The 22,847-nt window shown below is 72.5% G+C and carries 12 protein-coding genes; 6 read left to right on the forward strand and 6 right to left on the reverse strand.

Annotated features, from left to right (window positions below; genetic code table 11):
- Positions 1-135: 135 nt before the first annotated feature.
- Positions 136-1,482: a carboxypeptidase-like regulatory domain-containing protein gene (locus WMF31_RS24890; RefSeq protein ID WP_436604329.1), complete on the forward strand. Its 1,347-nt coding sequence runs from the start codon at positions 136-138 to the stop codon at positions 1,480-1,482.
- Here the strand turns inward: WMF31_RS24890 and WMF31_RS24895 are convergent.
- Positions 1,473-5,798: a hypothetical protein gene (locus WMF31_RS24895; protein WP_436604330.1), complete on the reverse strand. Its 4,326-nt coding sequence runs from the start codon at positions 5,796-5,798 to the stop codon at positions 1,473-1,475. The genes WMF31_RS24890 and WMF31_RS24895 overlap by 10 nt on opposite strands.
- Before the next feature lie 314 nt (positions 5,799-6,112).
- On the opposite strand from WMF31_RS24895, the gene mfd reads away from it, so the two are divergent.
- The 4 genes from mfd (at position 6,113) to WMF31_RS24915 (ending at position 13,525) form a co-directional block, all read left to right on the forward strand.
- Entirely contained in the window at positions 6,113-9,844 is a 3,732-nt protein-coding gene (gene mfd, locus WMF31_RS24900; protein ID WP_436604331.1) for a transcription-repair coupling factor, read from the forward strand.
- A 153-nt stretch (positions 9,845-9,997) separates the two neighbouring features.
- On the forward strand, positions 9,998-11,794 hold the full coding sequence (locus tag WMF31_RS24905) for a metallophosphoesterase (protein WP_436604332.1): 1,797 nt from the start codon (positions 9,998-10,000) through the stop codon (positions 11,792-11,794).
- A 313-nt stretch (positions 11,795-12,107) separates the two neighbouring features.
- Entirely contained in the window at positions 12,108-12,551 is a 444-nt protein-coding gene (locus WMF31_RS24910) for a PA2169 family four-helix-bundle protein (RefSeq protein ID WP_436604333.1), read from the forward strand.
- Positions 12,552-12,613: 62 nt separating this feature from the next.
- Positions 12,614-13,525, forward strand: coding sequence for a hypothetical protein (locus WMF31_RS24915; protein WP_436604334.1), 912 nt, complete (start codon positions 12,614-12,616; stop codon positions 13,523-13,525).
- 263 nt (positions 13,526-13,788) lie between these two features.
- On the opposite strand, the gene WMF31_RS24920 is transcribed toward WMF31_RS24915, so the two are convergent.
- Together WMF31_RS24920 and WMF31_RS24925 are read right to left on the reverse strand one after the other, a co-directional pair.
- Positions 13,789-14,466, reverse strand: a complete 678-nt coding sequence (locus WMF31_RS24920) for a hypothetical protein (protein ID WP_436604335.1) — start codon at positions 14,464-14,466, stop codon at positions 13,789-13,791.
- 599 nt (positions 14,467-15,065) lie between these two features.
- Positions 15,066-16,157: a GH12 family glycosyl hydrolase domain-containing protein gene (locus WMF31_RS24925; RefSeq protein ID WP_436604336.1), complete on the reverse strand. Its 1,092-nt coding sequence runs from the start codon at positions 16,155-16,157 to the stop codon at positions 15,066-15,068.
- 459 nt (positions 16,158-16,616) lie between these two features.
- Here WMF31_RS24925 and WMF31_RS24930 point away from each other — a divergent pair, with 459 nt between their 5' ends.
- A complete protein-coding gene (locus tag WMF31_RS24930; RefSeq protein WP_436604337.1) occupies positions 16,617-18,887 on the forward strand; it encodes a DUF3160 domain-containing protein in 2,271 nt (756 codons plus the stop codon).
- Positions 18,888-19,120: 233 nt separating this feature from the next.
- Here the strand turns inward: WMF31_RS24930 and WMF31_RS24935 are convergent, their stop codons facing one another.
- The 3 genes from WMF31_RS24935 to WMF31_RS24945 form a co-directional block, all read right to left on the reverse strand.
- Positions 19,121-19,597 carry a single-stranded DNA-binding protein gene (locus WMF31_RS24935; protein ID WP_129347134.1) on the reverse strand — a complete coding sequence of 159 codons (477 nt, stop codon included), beginning with the start codon at positions 19,595-19,597 and terminating at the stop codon, positions 19,121-19,123.
- 221 nt (positions 19,598-19,818) lie between these two features.
- The gene (recA, locus tag WMF31_RS24940) at positions 19,819-20,847 is read right to left on the reverse strand and encodes a recombinase RecA (RefSeq protein ID WP_436604338.1); all 1,029 of its coding nucleotides are present in this window, start codon (positions 20,845-20,847) and stop codon (positions 19,819-19,821) included.
- A 151-nt stretch (positions 20,848-20,998) separates the two neighbouring features.
- Complete coding sequence (locus WMF31_RS24945) at positions 20,999-22,606, reverse strand: YifB family Mg chelatase-like AAA ATPase (RefSeq protein ID WP_436604339.1); 1,608 nt, start codon at positions 22,604-22,606, stop codon at positions 20,999-21,001.
- Between the last annotated feature and the right edge of the window lie 241 nt (positions 22,607-22,847).

Below are 22,847 nucleotides of genomic sequence, written 5' to 3' on the forward strand. Positions count from 1 at the left end.
TCTCGCTTGTTCAACATGATCGGTGCTCTAGGACCGCCTGGGGGAGGCGGCGCGCTGGCGGTCCGAGGGCTGGAGGCTGTGCGTGTCGAGGGGAGACGCAGGTTGAAAGGAGACCAGTCGATGGGGATGCGCTCGATGGCTGTTGGGATGCTCTGCGCCTTCGCGGCGGCGGGCTGCGGCGGGGGTGACGAGGAAGAGGCGCAAAGCTGCTCGGTGGCCGCGCAGACGGGGTGCGCGGCGCCGCAGGTCTGCGAGGAGGTGGAGGGCGCCGAGCCGGCGTGCTTCGACCCGGTGACCGTGACGGGTCGCGTGGTCGACTCGCTCGACGACCAGCCGATCGCGGGCGCGCGGGTGCTCGCCCGCGACGCGAACGACGCCGTGATCTCGCGCGTGGCCGTCACGAAAGAGGACGGGACGTACGCGCTCGTCGTGCCGGCCCGGCGCGACGCGAACGGCGTCCCCGTCAAGGCCGAGCTCACCCTGCGCGCGGACGCCCTCGCGTACGAGACCTTCCCGAAGGCGCCGCGGGTCGCGCTGCCCATCGACCTGGCGACCGCCGCGGGCAAGCCGCCCACCCTCGCGTCGGCGGCGACCGAGATCGCGCTGCTGCCGCTCGCCGACGGCGACGCGCGCGGCTCCATCTCCGGCGTGGTCCACGCCGACCAGCCGGGCGGGACGCTGCTCGTGGCGGGCGGCGCCACTGGAGCGGCCGATCTCGACGGGTCTTACACGATCTTCAACGTCACGCCGGGCGAGGTCACGGTGAGGGGCTATGCCGCCGGCCTCGCGCTCGACACCGCGTCCGCGACGGTCAGCGCGGACAAGGAGACCCAGGGCGTCGATCTGCACGCGATCGGAGAGGCGACGGCCGTGGTGAGCGGCAAGGTCGAGATCGTGAATGCGCCCGGCGGGAGCGCGACCTCGGTCATCCTCGTCGTCGGCGACACCTTCGATGAAGCGACGGCGCGCGGCGAGGCCCCGCGAGGGCTGAGGCAAGGCGACGTCACCGGGGATTTCTCGATCGCCGGGGTGCCGGACGGCGAGTACGTGGTCCTCGCGGCGTTCGAGGACGACGCGCTCGTGCGGGATCCGGACACGTCGATCGGCGGGACCGAGATCGTGCGCATCACGGTCTCTGGCGGAGACGTGCCCGTCCAGGAGTCGTTCAAGGTGACGGAGGCGCTGGCCGTCGTGTCGCCCGGCGCGAGCACGCTGGACGAGGTGAGCGGGGCGCCGACGTTCGTCTTCCGGGACGACTCCAGCGAGGACCTCTATGAAGTGACCGTGTTCGACGCGCTGGGGACGAAGGTGTGGGAGGACCTGGAGGTGCCCAGGGTGACGGGGAGCGAGAACGTCTCCGTCGAGTACGGCGGTCCAGCGCTGATCCCGGGCATGATTTACCAGTTCCGGGCCACCTCGATGAAGGCCGGCACGCCCATCTCGCAGACCGAGGATCTGAAGGGCGTCTTCCTCTACAGGTGATCACGTCGCGGTGAGTCGCGTGGCGCGCGACGGGGCCGAGGGCGGCGACACCGGGCGCGCCGCGCGCTGCCGAGCGCGGCGAGGACGCCGATCAGGGCGTGCGCGCGGCCCGCCCCCGGCGAGCGCCCGGCCTCGCCGTGCATCGGCGCATGGGCGCAGCTGAAGCGGATGCAGCAGCACGGCTCGTGCTGCGCGGCGCCCCCGGCGCGGCCCGCGTCCCCTTCCCCGCCCGCGGCGCCCGAGCCGCCGCTGGCAGCGCCGCTGGTCTCCGGGCCGCATTCCCCGCCTGCGCCGCCCGCGCCCGCCACGGTGTCACCTCCGCCTGCGCCGAGAGCCCCGCCTGCGCCGGCTCCGCCTGCGGCCCCGCCCGCGCCACCTCCGCCGGCTCCGCCTGCGGCCCCGCCCGCGCCACCTCCGCCGGCTCCGCCTGCAGCCCCGCCCGCGCCACCTGCGCCGGCTCCGCCTGCCCCGCCCGCGCCACCTGCGCCGGCTCCCCCGTCTCCGGCGCCGCCCGCGCCGGCGGCGGCTCCCCCGTCGCCCCCGGCGCCGCCCGCGCCGGCGGCCGCTTCCCTGTCTCCTCCGGCGCCGCCCGCGCCCCCGACCTCGCCTGGGTCGACGCCTCCGGCTCCGTCCCTGCCATGTCCGCCGGCGCCGCCTCCTCCGGCGGCGGTGCTCTCCACGCTGACCGGCGTGTTGCGGCAGCCGTGGAGAGGATGGCACTCGTCCGTCGTCGTCGCGTCTCCGTCATTGCAGTCGAGGGGGAGGCCGTTCACGCAGTTTCCCTCGAAGCAGCGCTCGAAGCCGTTGCAGACGTCGAGATCATCGCAGGGCATGCCGTCCGGCAAGAGCAGGTCCTGCGGGCAGTATCCTGCTCCATCGCAGTACTCGGCCAGATCGCAGGGCGAGATAGGGACGCGGCAGAGGACGTCCGGCGGCTCGGCGGTGCACAGCGCCGAGCAGCAATCCCCGTCGAACAGGTTGCCGTCGTCGCACTCCTCGCCTCGCCCGAGCACGCCGTCTCCGCAGATCGCGGGCCGCACCAGGATCACGGTCGGATCGGCGGTGCCGGCGAACAGGGGCTCGTCCGTGAGCACGCTCGACTCGTTGATGCCGTCCGAGTCCGCGTCGAAGTAGATGGTGCCCTGGGTCGATACGAAGAGCCCCTCGGTGAACCGCCTGAGCGTCGAGTCTATCGTGAGGATCACCCACTCTCCGGGCAGCACCTCGCCGTCCCAGCCGACCGTGTTGGTGACGGGATTGGCCGAGATCGCCCCCTTCTCTGCGACCGCCCCGTTCAGGAAGAGCTCCGGCGGGAGCACGGTCACGAGCTCGAACCCTGGGTTGTCGGGCTGCGTGCGTCCGCCCGTGTTGTGGATGAGCGCCGTGTAGATGACGGCATCGTCGGCGTAGCGCGAGCTGATGACGGTCAGGTTGCCGATCAGGCGAACCGGCTCGGAGACGGTCGTGCTCGCCTTGCCCTCGTTGTTCGCCGGCTCCGGATCGTGCTCCGCCGCGGTGACCTTCGCCGTGCTCTCGATCTCGCCGGCGACGGCCGGCGGCTCGAGCGCGGGCGCGACCACGGTGGCCGCGATCGACGCGCTCGCGCCCGCGGCGAGCGACGCGCGCCGGCACACGATCTCCTCGGCGGAGGCGGAGCACGTCCAGTCGGCCCCGGCGGCGCTGACGAGGCTCGCCCCGGCCGGCAGGGCGGTCGTGACGACGACGTCGCTCGCGTCCTCCGGTCCCTCGTTGGAGACCTCGATCGTGTAGGTGAGCTGCGCCCCGGGCGACACGGGATCGGGCGCGTCCGTCAGGGCGATGGCCAGATCCGCGCCGCAAGGCGCGGCCACGACCGGCACCGCGGCGAGCACGACGTTGTCCACCGCGACGCCGCACGGCCCGGGCAGCCCGACGTCGGTGCAAACCAGGCTGTCATCCTGCGTGTAGGCGAAGCGGAGCTTGACGGTCCGCCCGCGCAGCCCCGCGCCCGGGAACCGCATCGACACGCGCTCTCTCCCGCCGGAGCTCCCGGACCACACCGACTGATCCTGCAGGTAGTCCGGGTCGTCCCGGGCCGGGAGGTGCCTGGGAAAGTGGAGGGCCGCGCCGGTCTCGATCCGCTCGGCGAACGCCTCGGCGAGCACCCTGCGCGGCGTGGCGCCCGCCGTCAGGTCCTCGATGAGCAAGGTCAGGCCGTCGAACGCCTGGATGATCCGCAGCGGGTCGTCCTCCAGCTCGTAGGTGAGATCGAAGTCGAGCGTGACGTAAGATTCGCCGGAGCTCTCCGGGATCGTCACGGCGGGCGACACCAGCTCGACGAGCGACGTCGTCCGCGACTCGTCATGGAACGCCGCGTTGTCGCCGGGCGTCAGCGTCCGCGCGACGACCCAGGGCGCGGCGGAGGCCGGCCCGCCGGCGCGCTCCGACGCCCACCCGGAGGGCAGCTCAGGCGCGCCGTCGTCGCCGAAATCCTCGTCGAGGAGGATGTCCGCCGCGCCCGGCGTGCCCGTCTCGATCTGGACGGGCAGCTCGATCGTGCCCTGATCGGAGCTCACCGTGAGCGTCAGCTCGATCGGTGTCCCCGGGACGAGATCCCGGGCGGTGCTGAGGAGGAAAGGAGCGTCGCCCGCGAAGGTGCGGAGCGGCTCGATGTCGGGATAGGTCGCGCTCGCCCTCACGACGGTCGCGGAGGCGGTCTCGGCGCCGAGCGTCGCCGTGATCCCGGAGAGGGTCGTGCTGCCGGAGATCGGGTTCGCGAGGTAGTTCTCGAGGTAGACGCGGAGCTCGACGAGCTCGCCTGGATCGACGCGATCGTTGGCGAGGGCGCCGCAGGCCGCCTCCGCGATCCGCGTGCCCGCGACGCGCAGCGGGGGGACGCGCACGAGCTCGTCGCGGGTGTCCACATGGATGTTCGGCGCGATCATGGATGCCGACCCCGGCTGCCCCTCGTCGAACCGAGGCGCGGCGCGCGTCATGCCAAAGACGCTGTGGAGCTCGCCGGCGAGCGCCACGCCGCCGAGGCGCTCGCCGAGGTTCGGGCGGGAGTCGTCGTTGCCGTGGCCCGCATGAAAGGGGCGGTCCGAGATCGGCACGGGCGGGCTCCAGGTCGCGCCCTGGTCGCTCGACGCGGTGTGCATGACCTCCGTCAGGTCGCCCGAGCTCGCGACATCCTGGTCGTAGTAGACGACGTGCGCGGTGCCGGTCGACCGGTCGACGGTCACGATCGGGAAGAACTGGGCCCGATCACGGCCCGGATCGCTGTTGAGGAGGACGGCGTTGCCGGAGGCGCACGGGCCCGTGAAGGAGCGAAGGGCGATGTCCCCTGTCCCCCCGTCGCCGCTCCGCTGGTAGACGACATAGACCTGCCGCGTGGCCTCGTCGACGTCGATCGACGGGGAGCTCCCGGCGTGGTCGACGCCGAGGATCTGATCTTCGGGCGGGTAGCCGGTCGCGTCGAGGAGGACGGGCGGCTCCCAGGTGGCGCCCCCGTCGGTCGATCGGCGGCAGCCGATGTTGCGGAGGAAGGTCCCCGACTCGATGGATCGAAAGACGGCGTAGACGGTCGACTCGCCGTCGGTCATCCCGGGCAGGAAGCGCGGGCTCGGCCCGTCGATGTCGCCGCCTGGCTGCGCCTGCGCGAGCACCTCGCCGGGGGACCAGGTCTGGCCGAGATCGTCGGAGTGGCTGTACACGATCCGCGGCGGCGCCGCGCCGCGCTGGACCCAGGTGACGGCGAGCCGCCCGGTCGTCGCGTGGAGGTCGATCGCGGCCTGCTCGGCGCGCTCCCCGGCGGAGAACGAGGGCGTCACCTCCACCGGCGCGGACCAGGAGGCGCCGGCCGTGCTGCCGGCGTTCGAGGCATGGATGCAGATGCCCTGCAGGCTGTCGCCGGGACGGACGCACGTCGAGGCGATGACGAACCGATCGCGGCTCCGATCGTGGGCGATGCGGGGCGCGCCGAGCACCTGGCCGCCGGCGGCGGACGGCAGGGTGGGCTCGCCGTTCGGACCGAGCACCTCGGCGAAGGTCCTGCCTCCGTCGATGGAGCGGGCCACACCGGACAGGCTGATCGGGGTGGTGAGCGCGCCGCGAGGATCGGTGTAGGTCACGACAAGGAGGCTCCCGTCGGCGTTCGCGGCGATGGCGGCGTGGCTCTGGGCGCCGAGCGCATCGGGCGCGTGGACGGCGAGGTCGTCGCTCCCGGCGAGGGCGAGCCGGCCAGCGCCGAGCGCCGCCGGTTCGTCGCTGCCGCAACCCACGCCGGCTGCGAGCAGCCCTCCGCCGAGCAACAAGGCGACCCCGCGTCGCGCGCACATGAGCACCTCCGAACAGAGATAGATGCCGGAAGCTCACAGGACGTGCCGATTTCCCCTTTCGCTCACCTCCACACGGTCTGACCAGCCCAAAGCCCGGTGTGCTGCGGTCGTCCTCTCAGCAGCGTCGACGCACGCAGCGGCCGCGCGCGGGGCGCGAGCGCGCGCGGTGCGCCCGGCGCGGAGGCGCACCTCGACACGGTTTCCAATCTTCCCGGCCGCTGGGTCGGCCCACGCCGCCCGTGCTACACCGCGCGGCGCCGATGCCCCCCGAGCACCACCCACTCTCTGCCTCGAGCTCCCCCCTCACCGCCACGGTGGGCGAGCTCGTCGGTGATCTCGACGACAGCGCCGCGAGCCCGCTCGCCTCCAGCGACGCGCCCGCCTCCACGCCGGTGGATCTCGAGCCGCTCCCCTCGTTCGACCTCCCCGCCGACCGCCGCGTCGTCACGCCGCGCGAGCTCGCCGCAGCGCTCGTCGCGGCGCCGCCTGGCGCGCTCCACGTCACGGGCGCGGCCGGCTCGGCCGGCGCCCTCGTCCTCCGCCGCCTGGTCGCGGCCGCCGCGGGTCGCCGCATCGTCGCCCTCACCGCCGACGTGGACAGCGCCCGCGCCCTCGCGGCGGACGCCTCGTTCCTGCTCGGCGAGCGTGACGCCGACGACGCCGAGGCCGCCGGCGCGGCCACCTCCGGCCGCGTCCTCCTGTACCTGCCGAACGAGGCCAGCCCCTACGCCGACGTCAACCCGGACCGCCGCGGCGCCCAGACCCGCCTCGCCACGCTCTTCCACCTCGCCATGGACCTGCCGTGGTCGGTCCTCGTCTCCCCCATCGCCGCGCTCGCCCGCAAGGTGGTCCCGCGAGACCAGGTCACCGAGCACGCGGAGCTCGTCCTCGCCGAGCAGGAGATGGATCGCGACGCGCTCTCCGCCCGCCTCGGCGCTGCCGGCTACGTGCGCAGCCCCCTCGTCGAGGACCCAGGCTCGTTCGCGGTCCGGGGCGCCCTCCTCGACGTCTGGGCCCCTTCCGCGGAATTTCCCGTGCGAATCGATTTTTACGGCGACATCGTCGCATCCATCAAGACGTTCAACCCGGATGATCAGCGCACGATCGCCGAGGTGAAGGAGGTCTGGCTCCCGCCGGCGCGCGAGGCGATCCTCACGCCGGAGAACGTCGAGCGCGCCCGCCAGCGGGTCCGCGCCGCGTGCGACGCCATCGACTTCCCCTCGACGAAGGCGCGCGCCCTCGTCGACGACGTCGCCAGCGGCCGCGCCTTCTTCGGGGCCGAGGGGTACCTGCCCGCCTACGTCGAGCTCGACGCCTTCACGTCGTACCTGCCCGACGACGCGCTCGTGCTCCTCGAGGACCCGGCCTCGCTCACCGCCAGCCTGCGCGACGAGCTCGGCCGCGCCGCCGCCGACCGGAGCCACAAGGACCGCGAGCCCCACTTCCCGGTCGACGCCTTCTACGAGGACGAGGCGTCCGTCGCCTCGTGGCTCGGGGCGCGCGCCGCGCTCGCGCTGCACCGCACCGGGGTCGAGGGCGCGACGGACAACCCCGGCTCGCTGGAGCGCTTCGAGGTCGTCCCCGGGGGGGCCCCCTCGCTCGCCACGCGCGACCAGTCGGACCTGGAGCGCGCCATCAAGGCGGCCCGCGCCTCCCGCGGCAAGCACGGCGCCCTCGATCCGCTCGTGCGCCGCGTCGTCGCCTGGCAAGAGGCGGGGCTGCGCGTGCTCATCGCGGCGCGCGCCCAGACCCAGGTCGAGCGCCTCGTCACCCTGCTCCGCCACCGCGACGTGCGGGTGAAGGCCCACCTCGGCCCGCTCGACCCGGCCTTCCTCGACGGCGACGGCGCGGCCGCGTCGCGCGACGCCGCCCTCGTCGTCGCGGGCGCCCTCGCGCGCGGCGTCGTCGCGCCGGCCGACGGGCTCGCGCTCGTCACCGAGGAGGAGATCTTCGGCGCGCGCGCCCACCGCCGCGCCGCCCGCGCCGCCGCCTCCTCGACCAAGCCGTCGCAGGCCTTCCTCGAGGACCTCCGCAGCCTCGCCGTGGGCGATTTCGTCGTGCACGTCGAGCACGGCATCGGCCGATACCTCGGCCTCGTGCACAAGCAGGTCGGCTCGACCACGGTCGACCTCATCGCGGTGGAGTACGCGGGCGGCGACAAGCTCTACCTCCCGGTCTACCGCCTCAACCAGATCCAGAAGTTCAGCGGCGGCGAGGGCGCGCCCAAGCTCGACCGGCTCGGCGGGCAGACGTTCGCCAAGACGAAGGCGCGGGTCGAGAAGAGCGTCCGCAAGATGGCCGACGAGCTCCTGCGCCTGTACGCGGAGCGGCGCGCCGCCACGGCCGAGCCGATCCCGCCGCCGGACGACGACTACCGCGCCTTCGAGGCGACGTTCCCCTTCGACGAGACGCCCGACCAGGCCCGCGCGATCACCGAGGTCGCGGCCGACCTCGAGTCCGGCCGCCCGATGGACCGCCTCGTCTGCGGCGACGTCGGGTTCGGGAAGACCGAGGTCGCGATCCGCGCCGCGTTCCGCGCCGCGAGCGCCGGCCGGCAGGTCGCCGTGCTCTGCCCGACCACGGTGCTCGCGCAGCAGCACTACCTCAGCTTCAGGGCCCGCATGGCCTCGTACCCGATCGAGGTCCGCGCCATGTCCCGGTTCCAGACCAGGCAGGAGCAGGACGAGGTCTCGCGCGGCCTGCGCGACGGCACCGTCGACGTCGTGATCGGCACCCACCGGCTGCTCTCGAAGGACGTCCACTTCAAGCGGCTCGGCCTGCTCGTGGTCGACGAGGAGCAGCGCTTCGGCGTCACCCACAAGGAGCGCATCAAGGCGCTCAAGACCAACGTCGACGTGCTCACGCTCTCGGCCACGCCCATCCCCCGCACCCTCCAGATGGCGGTCTCCGGCCTCCGCGACATGTCGATCATCACGACCCCGCCGGTCGACCGCCGCGCCATCCGCACCGTGGTCACCCGCCACGACGAGGCGGTCCTCCGCGAGGCGGTCCTCCGCGAGCTCGGCCGCGGCGGCCAGGTGTTCTACGTCTACAACCGCGTGGAGGGCCTCTACGAGCGGGCCGCCCGCCTCGCGGAGCTCGTGCCGAGCGCGCGCATCTGCGTCGCGCACGGCCAGATGAGCGAGCACAACCTCGAGCAGGCGATGCTCGATTTCGTCGAGGGGCGCTACGACGTCCTCTGCGCCACCGCCATCATCGAGAGTGGGCTCGACATCCCCCGCGCCAACACCATCCTCATCGACCGCGCCGACATGTTCGGCCTGTCGCAGCTCTACCAGCTCCGCGGGCGCGTCGGCCGGGCCAAGGAGCGGGCCTACTGTTACCTCATCGTCCCGCCGCCGAACGCCATGACCGACGAGGCCCGCGCCCGCATCGAGGCCCTCGAGCGCCACACCGAGCTCGGCTCCGGCTTCCAGATCGCCTCGCTCGACCTGGAGCTGCGCGGCTCCGGCGACCTCCTCGGCGCCGAGCAGAGCGGCACCGTGGCCCAGGTCGGCTTCGAGCTCTTCTGCCAGATGCTCGACGAGGCGGTGCACGAGCTGCGCGGCGAGCCGGTGGTCCACGACGTCGATCCGGAGCTGTCGTTCGACGCCGACGCGCTGCTGCCGGAGGACTACATCGCCGACGTCGGCGTGCGCCTCTCGCTCTACAAGCGCCTGGCGAGCGCCGGCGCCGCCGAGGACGTGCAGGACCTCGCCGCCGAGATGGAGGACCGCTTCGGCCCGCCGCCGATCGAGGCGCGCCGGTTCGTGCACCTGATGCGGCTCAAGACCGAGCTGCGGCGGCTGAAGGCGCTCGCCTGCGAGGCGAGCGCGCGGGGCGTCACCTTGCACCTGCGGGAGGACACGCCGCTCGACACGGCCAGGGTGCTGAAGCTGGTGCAGCCGAAGGGCTCGCCGTACCGGCTCTCGCCCGACATGCGGCTCTCGCGCCGCGCCAGGGACGGCGAGGTCTTCACGAGCGGGCTGGAGGCGACCGACAAGCTCCTCAGCGAGCTCGCCGGCTGCCTCAAGGACGGCGCATGACGGCGTGAGCGCGCCTCCCCTGCGCTACCCCGCACACGCCCTTCCCCGCGTCACGCACACGCCCTTCCCCGCCCACGCACGGTGGAAGTCCGACCTGCGTGAAGCGGACGCACCGCGCCGGCGGTGGTAACCTCCCATGTTCGGAGGGAATGGATGACCGCTCGCCCCCATCGCCCCCACCGCCCCGATCTCCTCGATCGCGAGTGGCTCGAAGCCCTGCCGGACAACGAGATGACGAGCTGGTACAGCCCGTTCCAGCTCGCCCGCTCCGCGCTCGACATGGCCATCTCCGGCCTGATGGGCGCGCGCGGCGATTTCCGGCTCCTCGAGGCGATCGCCGGGCCGCAGCCGCCCTTCGACTATGCCGTCCGAGGCGACCTGGAGCGCGACGAGCTCTGGCTCGACTACGTGGCCGACACGGGGGACGGCTTCAACCCCACCTACGCCGTCGCGTGCCTGCTCGCGCGGCCGTCGCTGGTGCTCGGCGGCCGGGAGACGATGCGCGGAGACGTGCTGATCATGGGCGGGGACCAGGTTTACCCCTCGGCCACACGGAAGGCGTACTGGACGCGCCTCGTCGCGCCCTACGCGGCCGCGCTCCCGAAGGCCGACGTGGAGCAGCCTCCACACCTGTTCGCGATCCCGGGCAACCACGACTGGTACGACGGGCTGATGAGCTTCATGCGCCTCTTCGGCCAGAGGCGCACGCTCGGGGCGTGGAGGACGCGCCAGTCGCGGAGCTACTTCGCGCTGAAGCTCCCTCACGGCTTCTGGCTGCTCGGCGTGGACATCCACCTGGAGTCCGACATCGACCAGCCCCAGATCGAGTATTTCTGCCGGCTGGCGAGGCACGAGATGCGCGACGGCGACCGCGTGATCCTCTGCACCGCCGAGCCGGACTGGGTGAAGGGCACCCTCTACAACCCCGATCTCCAGAGCAACCTCGCGTTCCTCGAGAAGCAGCTCGCCGACGCGCGGCCCGGGGTCGAGATCGTCGTCCGCCTCGCAGGAGATCTGCACCACTACCGCCGCCACGAGTCCGACGACGGCCGGCAGAACATCACCGCCGGCGGCGGCGGCGCGTTCCTCCACCCGACGCACGGCGAGCGGGTGGACGTCGTGTACTCCGGCCCGGGCGGCTGCCTGCGCCCCTACACCCTGAAGGCCTCGTTCCCCCCCGCGTCGGTCTCGCGGCGGCTCACCTGGCGCAATCTCCTGTTCGCGCGTTACAACCCGGGCTTCTTGCCCGTCGCCGCCGTCCTCTACATGCTGTCTTCCCTGACGCTGCGCAATCCCGGGTCGGCCGCGGTGGTGTGGAGCCTCCTTGTCCTGATGGCGTTCATCGTCTTCACCGACACCCACCGGACGTGGTATCGCCGCCTCGCCGGCTCGCTCCATGCGCTCGCGCACCTCGGGGCCGCGCTGGGCCTCACCCACCTCGGCGGCGCGCTGCTCGACCTCGATGTCCGGACGCTCGACGCCATGTGGGGCATCCTCGGCGTGACGCTCTTCGCCGGCCTGACCGGCGCCGTGATCGGGTCGACGCTCCTCGGCGTCTATCTCCTGCTCTCCCTCAACATCGCGCGGAGGCACGGCAACGAGGCGTTCTCGGCGCTGCGGATCGAGGACTACAAGAACTTCCTGCGGATCCACGTCCACCGCGGCGGGCTCACCATCTACCCCGTCGGCCTGAGGAAGGTGCCGCGCGCCTGGCGGGTCGTCGCGGGTCGCGAGCCCGGCGAGCCCGCCCTGGCCCCGGCCACCGGCGCCCTCGCGCCCGAGCTCATCGAGGAGCCGATCACGATCCCGCTCGCGCCGCAGCGCCGCCGGGCCGCGCAGCCAGCGACCGGCGCCGCGGACGCCGCGCGCCGCGCGTCCCCCGCCGACGAGCCGCGGAGCCGCCCCGCCGCCACGGGTCCCGCGGCGGGCAGCGGCGCGCCCGATCCGTGATCGTGGCGGGGAGCGCCTCGTGGGCTCATCCCATCTCCGTGATGCCGTCGCCGGCGGCGGGCGACGACAACGGCGAGGTCTCCCGCCGGGGTCCACGGTCCGCGCCAGGTCGAGCGCGCCGGCCCGAGGGACGGCCAGGCCGCCCGCCCCGGCCGCCGTGCGCGGCGCCCCACGGCGGTCGAGCCGAGCGCTGCGCGGCCGGCCCTCGCCCCCGGCCCGAAGCGTCGCGCACGGCTTGCGTCCCCGCGCAATGGCCCAAGGTGCTGGACCGGGGGGCAGGTGCGGAGCGCTGCCCCGGGAAGGAGAGTCGATCATGGCGAGAGACGTCATCGAGGTCCTCAACGATCTCATCCAGCTCGATCGCGATGCGATCGCCGCTTACGATCAGGCCATCGAGGCGTGCGAGCGCGCGTCGGTCAGGGAGACCCTCGCGAGGTTCAGGGACGATCATGCGCGCCACGTGACGGACCTGAGCGCGCTTGTGACGTCGCTCGGCGGCGCCCCGGCGCAGACACGCGATCTCAAGGGCAAGCTCATCGAGGGCTTCACGGCGATCACGAGCTTCGGAGACCAGAGCGCGCTGCTCGCGATGCGCGGCAACGAGGAGCTCACGAACCGGAAGTACGAGGCGGCGCTGAACGAGGCGCTCACGGTCGAGGCGCGGGCGGTCGTCGAGCGCAATCGCGCCGACGAGCAGCGGCACCTCGCGTGGATCAAGGATGCGCTGTCGAGGAAGGTGTGGGAGCAGGCGGCCTAGGTGGACGCTCGGCCATGACGGCGTCGAACACGATCTGAAGCAAATTCCACGGTGGGGGTACTATGAAGTCGAATCGATCCATCCATCTCGCGCTCGTCCTGGGCGCGCTCGCGACCGTGCCGGCGCTCGCGGCCGCTCAGACGGGCAGCTCGGGCGCTCCGCAGCAGCGCGAATCGGGCGCGCAGGGGGGCGCTCAGCAGCAGCAGGGCGGCGCGCAGCAGGGCGGCCAGCCCGGGGCGAGCGGCGGCGAGCGCGCGCAGCGCAAGGAGGAGGGCCAGAAGGACCAGGGTCAGAAGGACCAGGGGAAGCAGAAGCAAGCGATGAGGCTCCAGGAGCAGATCGCGTATCCGGTCGAGGACGGCTGCACCTACACCGCGTCCGTCAGCGGCAAGATCGAGCAGGCCAAGGCGGGCAAATCGCAGCAGCCCTCGGGAGCCCAGCCTGGCGGCAGCGGTCAAGGACGGGGCGGCCCGGGTGCCCAGGGCAGGACCGGCGGCGCCGCCCAGGATCAGGACGAGAGCGGCCGTCAGGCGCAGGCCGGCGGCGCCCAGGGCCGCGACCAGGACACCGGCGGCAGCCGGGCCCCGGCCGGCGGCGCTCAGGGCGACCAGCAGGCCCAGCCCGGCGGCGCGCGGGGCGATCGTCAGGCGCAGGCCGGCGGCGCCCAGGCCGGCAGCCAGCCGGGCGCTGGTGACCAGGAGAAGGTGAAGCCGAACCTCACCCTCACGGCGTCCGTGAGCTGCCCGGGCAAGGCCGACATCCGCGTGAAGGACACCTTGAAGACGGACACGCCGGTCTCCCGCTCGGAGCTCGAGGACATGATCTCGCGGCGGACGAGCATCACGACCGAGAAAGACGGCCGCTTCTGCATGTACGTGCCTCAGTTCGAGGTGGGCCGCGAGAAGCTGAGCGCCCGTGGCGTTGCCCAGCTCTGCCGCGTGCCATCGCAGGGTCAGAAGCACGGCATGCGCTAGGCTCCCTCCGACGAACGGCCGCGCGGCCCGAGCCGTCAGTAGAGCTCGATCGAGATACGGCAGGTTTCCTCGCCCGCTCTCGCTGGGCTCGGGCCGCTCGCGACGTCCGTCAGACAGGGCCTGCCCTGGAGCGCGATCGGCTCCCGCACAGGGAGGGCGATGGGGATGGGCGAGCTCGGGTGGCGCGGGGCCTCGAGGGCACGAGGCCGCGCGCCGGCGCGGGCGCGGTGATCACCGCGCGCCGGCGCGCTCGTGAGGAGCGATCAGACGTCGTCCGGGGTCGGGAAGCAGGACGTCAGCCTGCCGATCGCGTAGGGTCGCTTGGCCGGCGAGTAGTACGTGCCGCCCGAGGTGACGCTCCAGGTGTACCCCTCCAGATCTCCCGTGGTGGCATCCGCGTAGAGACGCATGAAGGCCGTCCCCGGCCCCGCCGTGAACGTGCCGGTGGTGCAGCCGTCCGGCCAGCGGCTGTCCTCGTAGAAGCTGCTGCAGCCGTGGACCGAGGAGGTGGCGTCGGCGATCGGCAAGGCGTACTGGAGCGTACCGGAGTAGACCGGGTTCATCGCGGTGATGGGCTCCGCAGGCCCTGTCGCGATCACGGTGTGCCCCGGGTACTTCCGGACGCCATTCTCCCACACCTCGTCGATGACCATGATGTCACCGGCGGCGATACCGGCGATGTTCGTGACTTGCGTGAAGTGATTCCCCGCGAGGATGTGGTTGTAGTAGAGATTGGAGTTCGGGCTGGTCGAGCCCCAGAGCTGGGCGATGTCGCCGCTCGAGTATCCCGACTGGGTCTTCATGGCGAGCGTGAAGAACGAAGCACCATTACCGGACGGCGTCTGACTCGCGATGAGGGCGAGCGCCGCGTCGGCGACAGCACTGCACGCCTCGGCCGGGGCGGAGCCCAGCGAGACGAGAGAAGCAGCAGCAGAAACCATCAGAAAACGAGCCGCGTTACGGAGCATGAGGTACCTCGGTGAACGGTTACTACATTGCCATTCCGCAGGCCGAGCAGATTCGGTCAAGGAGGTCGATTGGGCACAGCCAGAGAATCACACCTGGTCGGGTCGAGCCTAGCATCCAATGATTACTGTTATTACAAGGCAACCGTCAACACACTTCGAGCATCTTGGTGAGTCAGACCATCATTTTCATGGGCTCATGTAGGACACATGGGCTCCTCGGCCGGCACCACCGGATACCGTCCACCGTTGGATGGACGCCTCGAGCCGTCGACTCGGACGTGCGCGGGGTTTCGCCACCCACCCACGCCCCCGTGGAGCGCCGCCGTGCGCAAGGTCAGCACTGGAGATCAAGTCCAGCTAGATTCCAGTGCCACGCAATGAGGCTTCGTGATGGTGGCGCAACCGAGCCATGAGGGTGGCTCGCCGCGCTTGCGCGCGCGGCGCGCGGTTACGAGGCGCGCGGCGACGAGACGCGCGGCGATGAGGCGCAGAGCGGGCGCGGTTGATGGGGGGGTCACGTGCGACAACGTGACCGAGGCGGCGCGCGCCGACTCGAGGCGCGGAGCGCGCGCTCAGTTCACGTGAACGTAGAAGTCGAGGCTCTGCAGGTTCGTGATCGGGCCCTCCCAGATCTCGAACCCGACGGCGACCGCGTTCACCTGGTTGCCGGGCACGCTGAGGCCGCGCATCTCCGCGTCGCGCACGAAGTCCATGACGTCGAACTCGATCTCGGAGCTGTCGTTCCCTTCGGCGCGCACCCAGTTCACGATCGGAAGGCCGTTCACCATCCCGTTCCAGATGTTCCACGTGCCTGGGACGTTCGCGACCGTCACGCCCTGGTGCGCAGCGTTCGGCTGCCCGGCGGGCTGATAGCTCGGCGGATCGCGCAGCCACACCATGAGGTAGCCCTGGAGCTGCGTGCCGTTGCCCATCCAGATGTCGTAGGCGGCGTTGTACTCGCCCTCGTTGCCATTTTTGGCCCAGCGCCAGCCGGTGCGCAGGCTCGTGATGGATCCGACCGGCGCCGGCAAGCCGCACGCTGGCACCTCCCTCACCGAGTAGCGGCCGCAGAATACGGTCGGGTACGAGGCGGGCTGCCCCATCGCGCCGGCCGAGCCGCTCATGCTCTGCACCGTGAACGAGGTGCCCTCCCACGAGATGCTGTGGCTGCCGAAGCCGGGGCCCCAGCCGTTGGTGATGAGCACGTATGGCGTGTCGTCGCGCGAGACGAGGCCCGTCTCGTACCGCTCGCTCGAGCTGCCGGAGCCGCTCATGGTGCCGGTGCCGAGCTCGGAGCCCGGGTTCGTGGTGCCGCCGGTGCCGGCCGTGCCACCGCCGGCCGTGCCGCCGCCGGCCGTGCCGCCGCCGGCCGTGCCGCCGCCGCCCACGCCGCCGCTACCTCCCGCTCCGCCGCCGCCCGTTCCTGTCGTGGAGCCGCCGCCCGCGCCGACGGCGCCGCCACCGGTTCCGCCGGTGCCGCCCGTGGTCGAGCCGCCGCTCCCGCTCGCGTCGTCGCCCCCCGAGCCGCTCGCGTCCGGCAGCCCACCGGATCCCGCCGCACCGCCGCCGACGCCTCCGTCGTCAGAAGATCCAGAGCAACCGGCGGCGAGGGTCGCCGTCAGCGTGAGCAATGCAAAAGACCAGGCCAAGGAACGCGCTCGCATGGCGCGGAACATATCACCTGGACACCGGCGCACGGCGGTGCGCGGTGCCGCCATGCGCGACAAATCAGCGCATAACTTGAACAATTGCAGCAACAGCGAAGAGCGTCACCGCTCGACTCCAGCGAGCTCGCCGCGCCGCCGGGCGCTGCCTGAAGCGCACGGGCGGCGCTGCTCTGTGGTAGGGCGAGCCGCGTCCGGCGTGGGCGGCTGTCAGGATGCGGCGTGCCCGGGCTGGCGGCGCTCGTCGCGAGGTCATCCATCGTCATTGCGTGATTCCTGGGTTGCTCGCTCGCGGCGGCGGGAGCGCGACGGCCGGCCATGTCCAGAAACTCGCGCTCGACGACCTCCGCGTCCTCGGAGTGCGGCGCCCTCGCCCACGGCACCCTCTTTGCTTTCCGCATGGCGCGTTGCGCTCCGGGTTCAGGGGCGCGCACCGGGAAGAGGAGCAAGATGCGCAACATGCTTTTTCGGTTGGAGGTCATCCCGATCGTGGTCGCCCTCGCCGTCGGGTGCGCGGGCGAGGAGATCCAGCCTGCGCCCAGCGTCGGCGGCACCCAGCAGCCGCCGGAGCAGCCGCAGGAGCAGCCGCAGGAGCAGCCGCGCTCGGCGCTCGGGCGCGAGCAGCAGGCGGAGCTGGACGCGCTGCTCGCCGAGCGGGAGGCGTCGGCGAGCATGACCGCCGAGGACTTCGCCGCGAAGTACCCCGTGTCCCTCGCCTCGGGCCTGTCCTACGCGCCGGCGGACGCCGAGGGTCTCGCGCTGCTCCAGAGCACCGTGCTCGCCCTCGACGAGGACGAGCTCGCGAAGCTCTCCGAGAACGGCTTCGTCATCTCGAGCAAGAAGGCATTCCCGACCTTCGCCTACGGTTACGACAGCATCTACGCGCTCGACCTGCCGCTCTACGTGTCCGCGGATTCGATCCTGTACGCGGTCCACCGCTCGTACAACGCGATCCTGAAGGAGGTGGAGCTCGCCTCGCTCGCGCCCGAGCTCGGGGAGATGCTCGAGCAGATGCGCGCGCGGCTCGCGGCGGGCGCCGGGGGAGCGCTCGGCGACGAGGCGCGCGCGGACGCGGACCTCTTCACCGCCGTCGCGCTCGCGCTGCTCGACGGCGAGCCCGTCGCCCCCGTCGCGGGCGCCAGCGCCGCGACGATCGACGAGCTCGTCGCGGGCGCCGAGGCCCACCAGGGAATGGCGGAGGTGCGCCTGTTCGGCGCCGAGCGGCTCATGGACTTCTCGCAGTTCGAGCCGCGCGGCCACTACGTCGACGAGCAGCGCCCCGAGCTCGCGCGCTACTTCCGCACCATGATGTGGCTCGGCCGCGTGGATTTTCGCTTCCTCGAGACCCACCCGGACGGCACCCAGCGCGTGCAGCGGCGGCAGCTCGAGGGCGCGTACGCGCTGCGCGCCCTCGCCGACGCGGAGACCCTCGCCCGCTACGAGCGCATCGACGACGCGATCGAGGCCTTCGTCGGCGAGAGCGACTTCATGACGTTGCCCGAGCTCGACGACCTGCTCGAGGACCTCGGCCTCAGCGACGCCTCGGGCCTCGCCGGCGTCCCGGACGCGCGGATCGCCGAGGTCCTCGTGAAGGAGGGCCACGGCACGCAGCGGATCGCCAGCCACATCATGATCAACGGGCTCGACGACGGTACGACGCCTCTCCCGTCGAGCTTCGCGCTGCTCGGCCAGCGGTACGTGGTCGACTCCCACGTCTTCTCGAACGTGGTCCACGACCGGGTGAAGGACGGCGCCGTGAAGCGCATGATGCCGAATCCGCTCGACGTGGCCTTCGCCGCGCTCGGCAACGACCAGGCGGGCCAGCTGCTCGCGCCGGAGCTCGGGCGGTTCGACTACGCGTCCGACCTGCACATGATGCGCGTGCTCGTCGACGCGCACCCCGAGGACTTCTGGGGCAAGAACCTCTATAACCGCTGGCTCGGCGCGCTGCGGGAGCTGTCGCCGGCGCGGGCGATCGGCGACGGCGAGGGGCTGCCCGGGGTGGCGAAGACCGAGGCGTGGGGCCGGCGCCTCTTGAACACCCAGCTCGCCTCCTGGGCCGAGCTCCGCCACGACACCCTGCTCTACGCCAAGCCGTCGTACACGGACGGGGCCACGTGCGAGTTCCCGGACGCGTACGTCGATCCGTACCCGGGGTTCTTCGCGCGTATCGCCGAGCTGGCCGATCACGGCGTCGAGGTCATCGGCGCGCTCGATCTGTCGACCGCGCCGCAGCTCGCGGAGAGGCTGCCGGCGTACTTCTCGCGGCTCCGCGACGTCGCGCGGACGCTCGGCGAGATGGCCGAGAACGAGCGCGCCGGCCTGCCCCTCACCGAGGAGCACCTCGAGTTCATCAACCAGGCCGTCAGGATCGACCGGGGCGACTGCGGCGAGATCAGGGGCCTCGAGGGGTGGTACAGGCAGCTCTTCTTCGACGTGACGAAGAGCTTGGAGCAGGACCCGACGATCGCCGACGTGCACACGCAGCCGACCGACGAGGTGGGCACGCCGGTCGGCCGCGTGCTGCACGTGGGCACCGGCCTGCCGCGGCTCATGGTCGTGACGGCCGATCCCTGCGGCGGCCCGTCGCGCGCGTTCGTGGGGCTCGCCTCGTCGTACTACGAGGCCGTCACCGAGGACTTCGAGCGCTTGACCGACAGGGAATGGAGCGGCGCGATCCTGCGAGCGACCCCCGACGTGCCCTGGATGAAGGATCTCGTCTCCCGTTGATTCCGTCCAGTCAGAGCTCAGCGTCGACCACGGAGCTCCTGAATTTGCGCCGAATTGCGCCAAGCCGTGCCGGTTGCCGCGCCAGGGCGGCACAACGGAACGATGGCTGATGGCGCGCATCACGCGACGATGCGGTCTACAGAACGGATACCGTCACGCACTCGAGCATTGCATGCACGGCGCGCCGCGAGGCGGCTCGAGGCCGCCGCCCCGCGGCGTCCCTCCGGCTGCGCTCAGTACGGCAGCTCATCCAGCACAGGCACCTCCGGCGGCCGCCCCCGCGCGCCGTTCTTCCCGAGCCGCGCGGTCGTCGCCACCCCGGCCCCGGGCTGCGTCGGCTCGCCGTCGTCGTCCGGCCCCGGCAGCGCCTGCCCCACCGGCCGGCGCCCGGTGAAGCGCAGGTCCCGCGCGATCACCTCGGTGCGGTAGCGCCGGATGCCGTCCTTGTCGTAGCTCGACGTGTGCAGCCCGCCCTCGATGAGCACGCCGTCGCCCTTGGTCAGGACCTTCGCGAGCGCCTCGGCGCGCGGGCCCCAGAACACGATGTTGTGCCACTCGGTGCGCTCCTTGGGCTCCTTGTTCTTGTCAAGGAACGACTCGTTCGTCGCCATGCGCATGTGAAGCACCGGCGTGCCGTTCCCGGTGTAGCGCAGCTCCGGATCCGCGCCGAGATTGCCCATGAGAATCACCTTGTTCAGTCCCTCGTTCATGATGTGCTCCAGGTATGTGGCTCGGTCGTCGTGTGATGTCGTCAGCCGCGGCGTCGACCCCCGTCCTCCGTCGCCGCGGTCGTGTCCGTCGTGTTCCGTGCCGCGCCTCGCCCTGCCCCGCGAGGCGCGGATTCATCGCTGAAGGCGAGGCGCGGGCTCATCGCTCAAGGCGAGGCGCGGCCCCGGCGGCGCCGGGCCGCCGGGCCCGCCGCCGCCCCGGCTCAGGCATCCATCGCCGCGCTCGCGCCGGGCCGCGCCGGCGTCGCCGCGTCGACCGCGGCGCGCAGCGACGTGGCGAGGGCCGGCTTGCCGAGCAGCGCCTCGCGGGCGCGCTCCCTCCCCTGCCCGATGTGCTCGCCCCCGAACGACAGGTGCGCGCCGCTCTTCTCCACCACGCCGAGCTGGCAGGCGAAGTCGATGAGGTCCGCCGCGCCGTCGATGCCCGCGCCCCAGCGGATGTCGAACTCGGCCTCTCGGAACGGCGGGGCCATCTTGTTCTTCACCACCTTGACGCGCGTCCGCGAGCCTATCGCCTCGTCGCTCACCTTCACCGGCCCGATCCGGCGCACGTCGAGCCGCACGCTCGCGTAGAACTTGAGCGCGTTGCCGCCGGTCGTCACCTCGGGGTTGCCGAAGACCACGCCGATCTTCTGCCGGAGCTGGTTGATGAAGATGAGCGTCGTGTCCGTGCGATGGCATATCCCCGTGAGCTTGCGGAGCGCCTGGCTCATCAGCCGCGCCTGCAGGCCCATGTGCGACTCGCCCATGTCCCCCTCGATCTCGGCCTTGGGCGTCAGCGCCGCGACCGAGTCGACGACGATGACGTCGACGGCGCTGGAGCGCGCGAGCATCTCGACGATCTCCAGCGCCTGCTCGCCGTTGTCCGGCTGCGAGACGAGCAGCCGGTCGATGTCGACGCCGATGGACCGCGCGTACGTGACGTCGAACGCGTGCTCGGCGTCGATGAACGCGGCGACGCCCCCCGCCCGCTGCGCCTCGCGCATGGCGTGCAGCGTGAGGGTGGTCTTCCCCGACGACTCGGGCCCGTAGATCTCCACGATGCGCCCGCGCGGATAGCCGCCGATCCCGAGGGCCGCGTCGAGCGACAGCGAGCCGGTCCGGATCAGGCCAATGTCTCGAGCCTCGGCGTCCTCGTTCAGCGACATGATCGCCCCTTTCCCGAACTGCTTCTCGATGGTGCCCACCACGGTCTTGACGGTGCGGAGCTTCTCGGCCATCTCGATCATCATCTCGATATCTCCCTTGTCGAAGCTGCTTCTCTTGCGTGTCTTCGGTGCGCGCCCCCGAGCGCGCGGACAGCCATTCAGCGCGGCCGTCGGGGCGGCCGCGATCACGCCCGGGGCTCCCCGGGCGCAACGTCCTTGAGCGCGCGGCGCGGGTTCAGGCGCCCGCGGCCGCCGCGGGCGGCGGGCCGGAGCCTGCTTCGCGATCGAACAGCCGCGCTCCGATCGCCTCGGCCACGTGCGCCGCCCGCACCGCGTCGCTCCCGTCCATGTCGGCGAGCGTGCGCGCGACCCGAAGTACCTTGGTGTAGGCGCGCGCCGAGAGGCCGAGCCGCTCCACCGCCGACGAGAGCACGCGCGCGCCCGAGGCGTCGGGCATGGCGACGCGCGCCAGCTCGCGCGGGCCGAGCCCGGCGTTGTGCGCCACCGCGACCTCCCCCGCCTCGCGGCGCGCCCGCTGCGCGGCCCGCGCCGCGACCACGCGCGCCCGCACCGCCGCCGAGCTCTCGGGGGCGTGGGCCGCCTCGCGCGGCGACCGGCCGTCGCGCGGCGCGCTCTCCGGCGCGCAGAGGTGGGCGACATCCACCGGGGGGAGCGCGATCTGGAGATCGATGCGATCGAGCAGCGGGCCGCTCAGCCGCGCGCGGTAGGCGCGCACGCGGTCGACGGAGCAGACGCAACGGTCCCGTCGATCGCCGTGGAAGCCGCACGGACAGGGGTTGATGGCGGCGACCAGGATCGGGCGCGCGGGGAAGACGACGCGGGCGCGGGCGCGGCAGAGGGCGACGGTGCCCTCCTCGAGCGGCTCGCGCAGCGCCTCGAGGACCCCGCGGCGGAACTCGAGGAGCTCGTCGAGGAACAGGCAGCCATGGTGGGCCAGCGAGACCTCGCCGGGGCGGATCGGATCGCCGCCGCCGACCAGGCCCGCGGAGCTCACCGTGTGGTGCGGGGCGCGGAAGGGGCGGGTCGTGACGAGGCCCCTGTCCGGAGAGAGCAGGCCGGCGACCGAGTGGATCGCGGTGATGTCCAGCGCCTCTTCGTAGGACATCGGCGGCATGATCGTGGGCAGTCGGCGAGCGAGCATCGTCTTGCCGCTGCCGGGCGGGCCCATCATGATCAGGTTGTGCGCGCCCGCCGCCGCGATCTCGAGGGCGCGGCGCGCCCCGTGCTGGCCGCGCACCTCGGCGAGATCGACCGCCGCGGCGCTCGGCTCGACCGGCGTCGTCGAGACCGAGCCGGCGCCGGGGAGGGGCCTGTCGCCGCGCAGGTGGGCGATGACCTGGCCGAGGTGCTCCGCGATGAGCACGTCGATGCCGGGGACGCTCGCCGCCTCTCGCGCGTTGCCCTGAGGCACGATCGCGCGGGCGATCCCAAGCGCCGCCGCGCCGCGCAGCGCGGGCAGGACGCCGCGGACCGGGCGCACCGCGCCGCTCAGGGAGAGCTCGCCGAGCAGGCCTGTCCGATCGAGCCCCTCGGCGGGGATCTTGCCGAGCGCCGCGAGCGCGGCGATCGCGATCGCGAGGTCGTAAGCGCCGCCGCTCTTCTTCAGGTCCGCCGGGGCGAGGTTCACGGTGATCACGTATTCGTCGAGCTCGACGCCCAGTTGCTGGAGCGCCGCGCGAACGCGCACGCGGCTCTCGCGGACGCTCGCCTCGGCGAGGCCCACCATCTGGAAGAACGACGGGCCGCGACCCGAGTCGACCTCCACGCGGATCGGGTGCGCGTCGAGTCCGAGCAGAGAGAACGTGAGCGCCGTGGCCTGCATGCCGGGGCTCTTTCGCGAACGGCGTGCCAGGCGGGGATGCGCAGGATCTCGGGGATCTGCGCGGCAGGACGGGTGGCGGAGGCGGCGGCGGGGGTGGCGGCCGCCAGGTGAGGCGGTGGCCGAGGGGCTCGCGGACGCCGGCTCGGGGTCCAGGCGAACGCTGACTTCCGTCCCGTCAGGGTTGTTCAGAGCCCATCCTGCGGGCCCCCCCGCGCGAGCGGACACGCAGGCTGAGGTGAGG

This window comes from Sorangium sp. So ce1036, from assembly GCF_051369805.1.
Lineage (GTDB): Bacteria > Myxococcota_A > Polyangia > Polyangiales > Polyangiaceae > Sorangium > Sorangium cellulosum_F.

Bases quoted from the DNA above. Each gene is read 5' to 3' on its own strand.
- WMF31_RS24890 (WP_436604329.1), top strand. From the start codon at position 136: ATGGCTGTTGGGATGCTCTGCGCCTTCGCGGCGGCGGGCTGCGGCGGG.
- WMF31_RS24895 (WP_436604330.1), bottom strand. From the start codon at position 5,798: ATGTGCGCGCGACGCGGGGTCGCCTTGTTGCTCGGCGGAGGGCTGCTC.
- WMF31_RS24905 (WP_436604332.1), top strand. From the start codon at position 9,998: ATGACCGCTCGCCCCCATCGCCCCCACCGCCCCGATCTCCTCGATCGC.
- WMF31_RS24910 (WP_436604333.1), top strand. From the start codon at position 12,108: ATGGCGAGAGACGTCATCGAGGTCCTCAACGATCTCATCCAGCTCGAT.
- WMF31_RS24915 (WP_436604334.1), top strand. From the start codon at position 12,614: ATGAAGTCGAATCGATCCATCCATCTCGCGCTCGTCCTGGGCGCGCTC.
- WMF31_RS24920 (WP_436604335.1), bottom strand. From the start codon at position 14,466: ATGGTTTCTGCTGCTGCTTCTCTCGTCTCGCTGGGCTCCGCCCCGGCC.
- WMF31_RS24925 (WP_436604336.1), bottom strand. From the start codon at position 16,157: ATGCGAGCGCGTTCCTTGGCCTGGTCTTTTGCATTGCTCACGCTGACG.
- WMF31_RS24930 (WP_436604337.1), top strand. From the start codon at position 16,617: ATGCTTTTTCGGTTGGAGGTCATCCCGATCGTGGTCGCCCTCGCCGTC.
- WMF31_RS24935 (WP_129347134.1), bottom strand. From the start codon at position 19,597: ATGAACGAGGGACTGAACAAGGTGATTCTCATGGGCAATCTCGGCGCG.
- recA (WP_436604338.1), bottom strand. From the start codon at position 20,847: ATGATGATCGAGATGGCCGAGAAGCTCCGCACCGTCAAGACCGTGGTG.
- WMF31_RS24945 (WP_436604339.1), bottom strand. From the start codon at position 22,606: ATGCAGGCCACGGCGCTCACGTTCTCTCTGCTCGGACTCGACGCGCAC.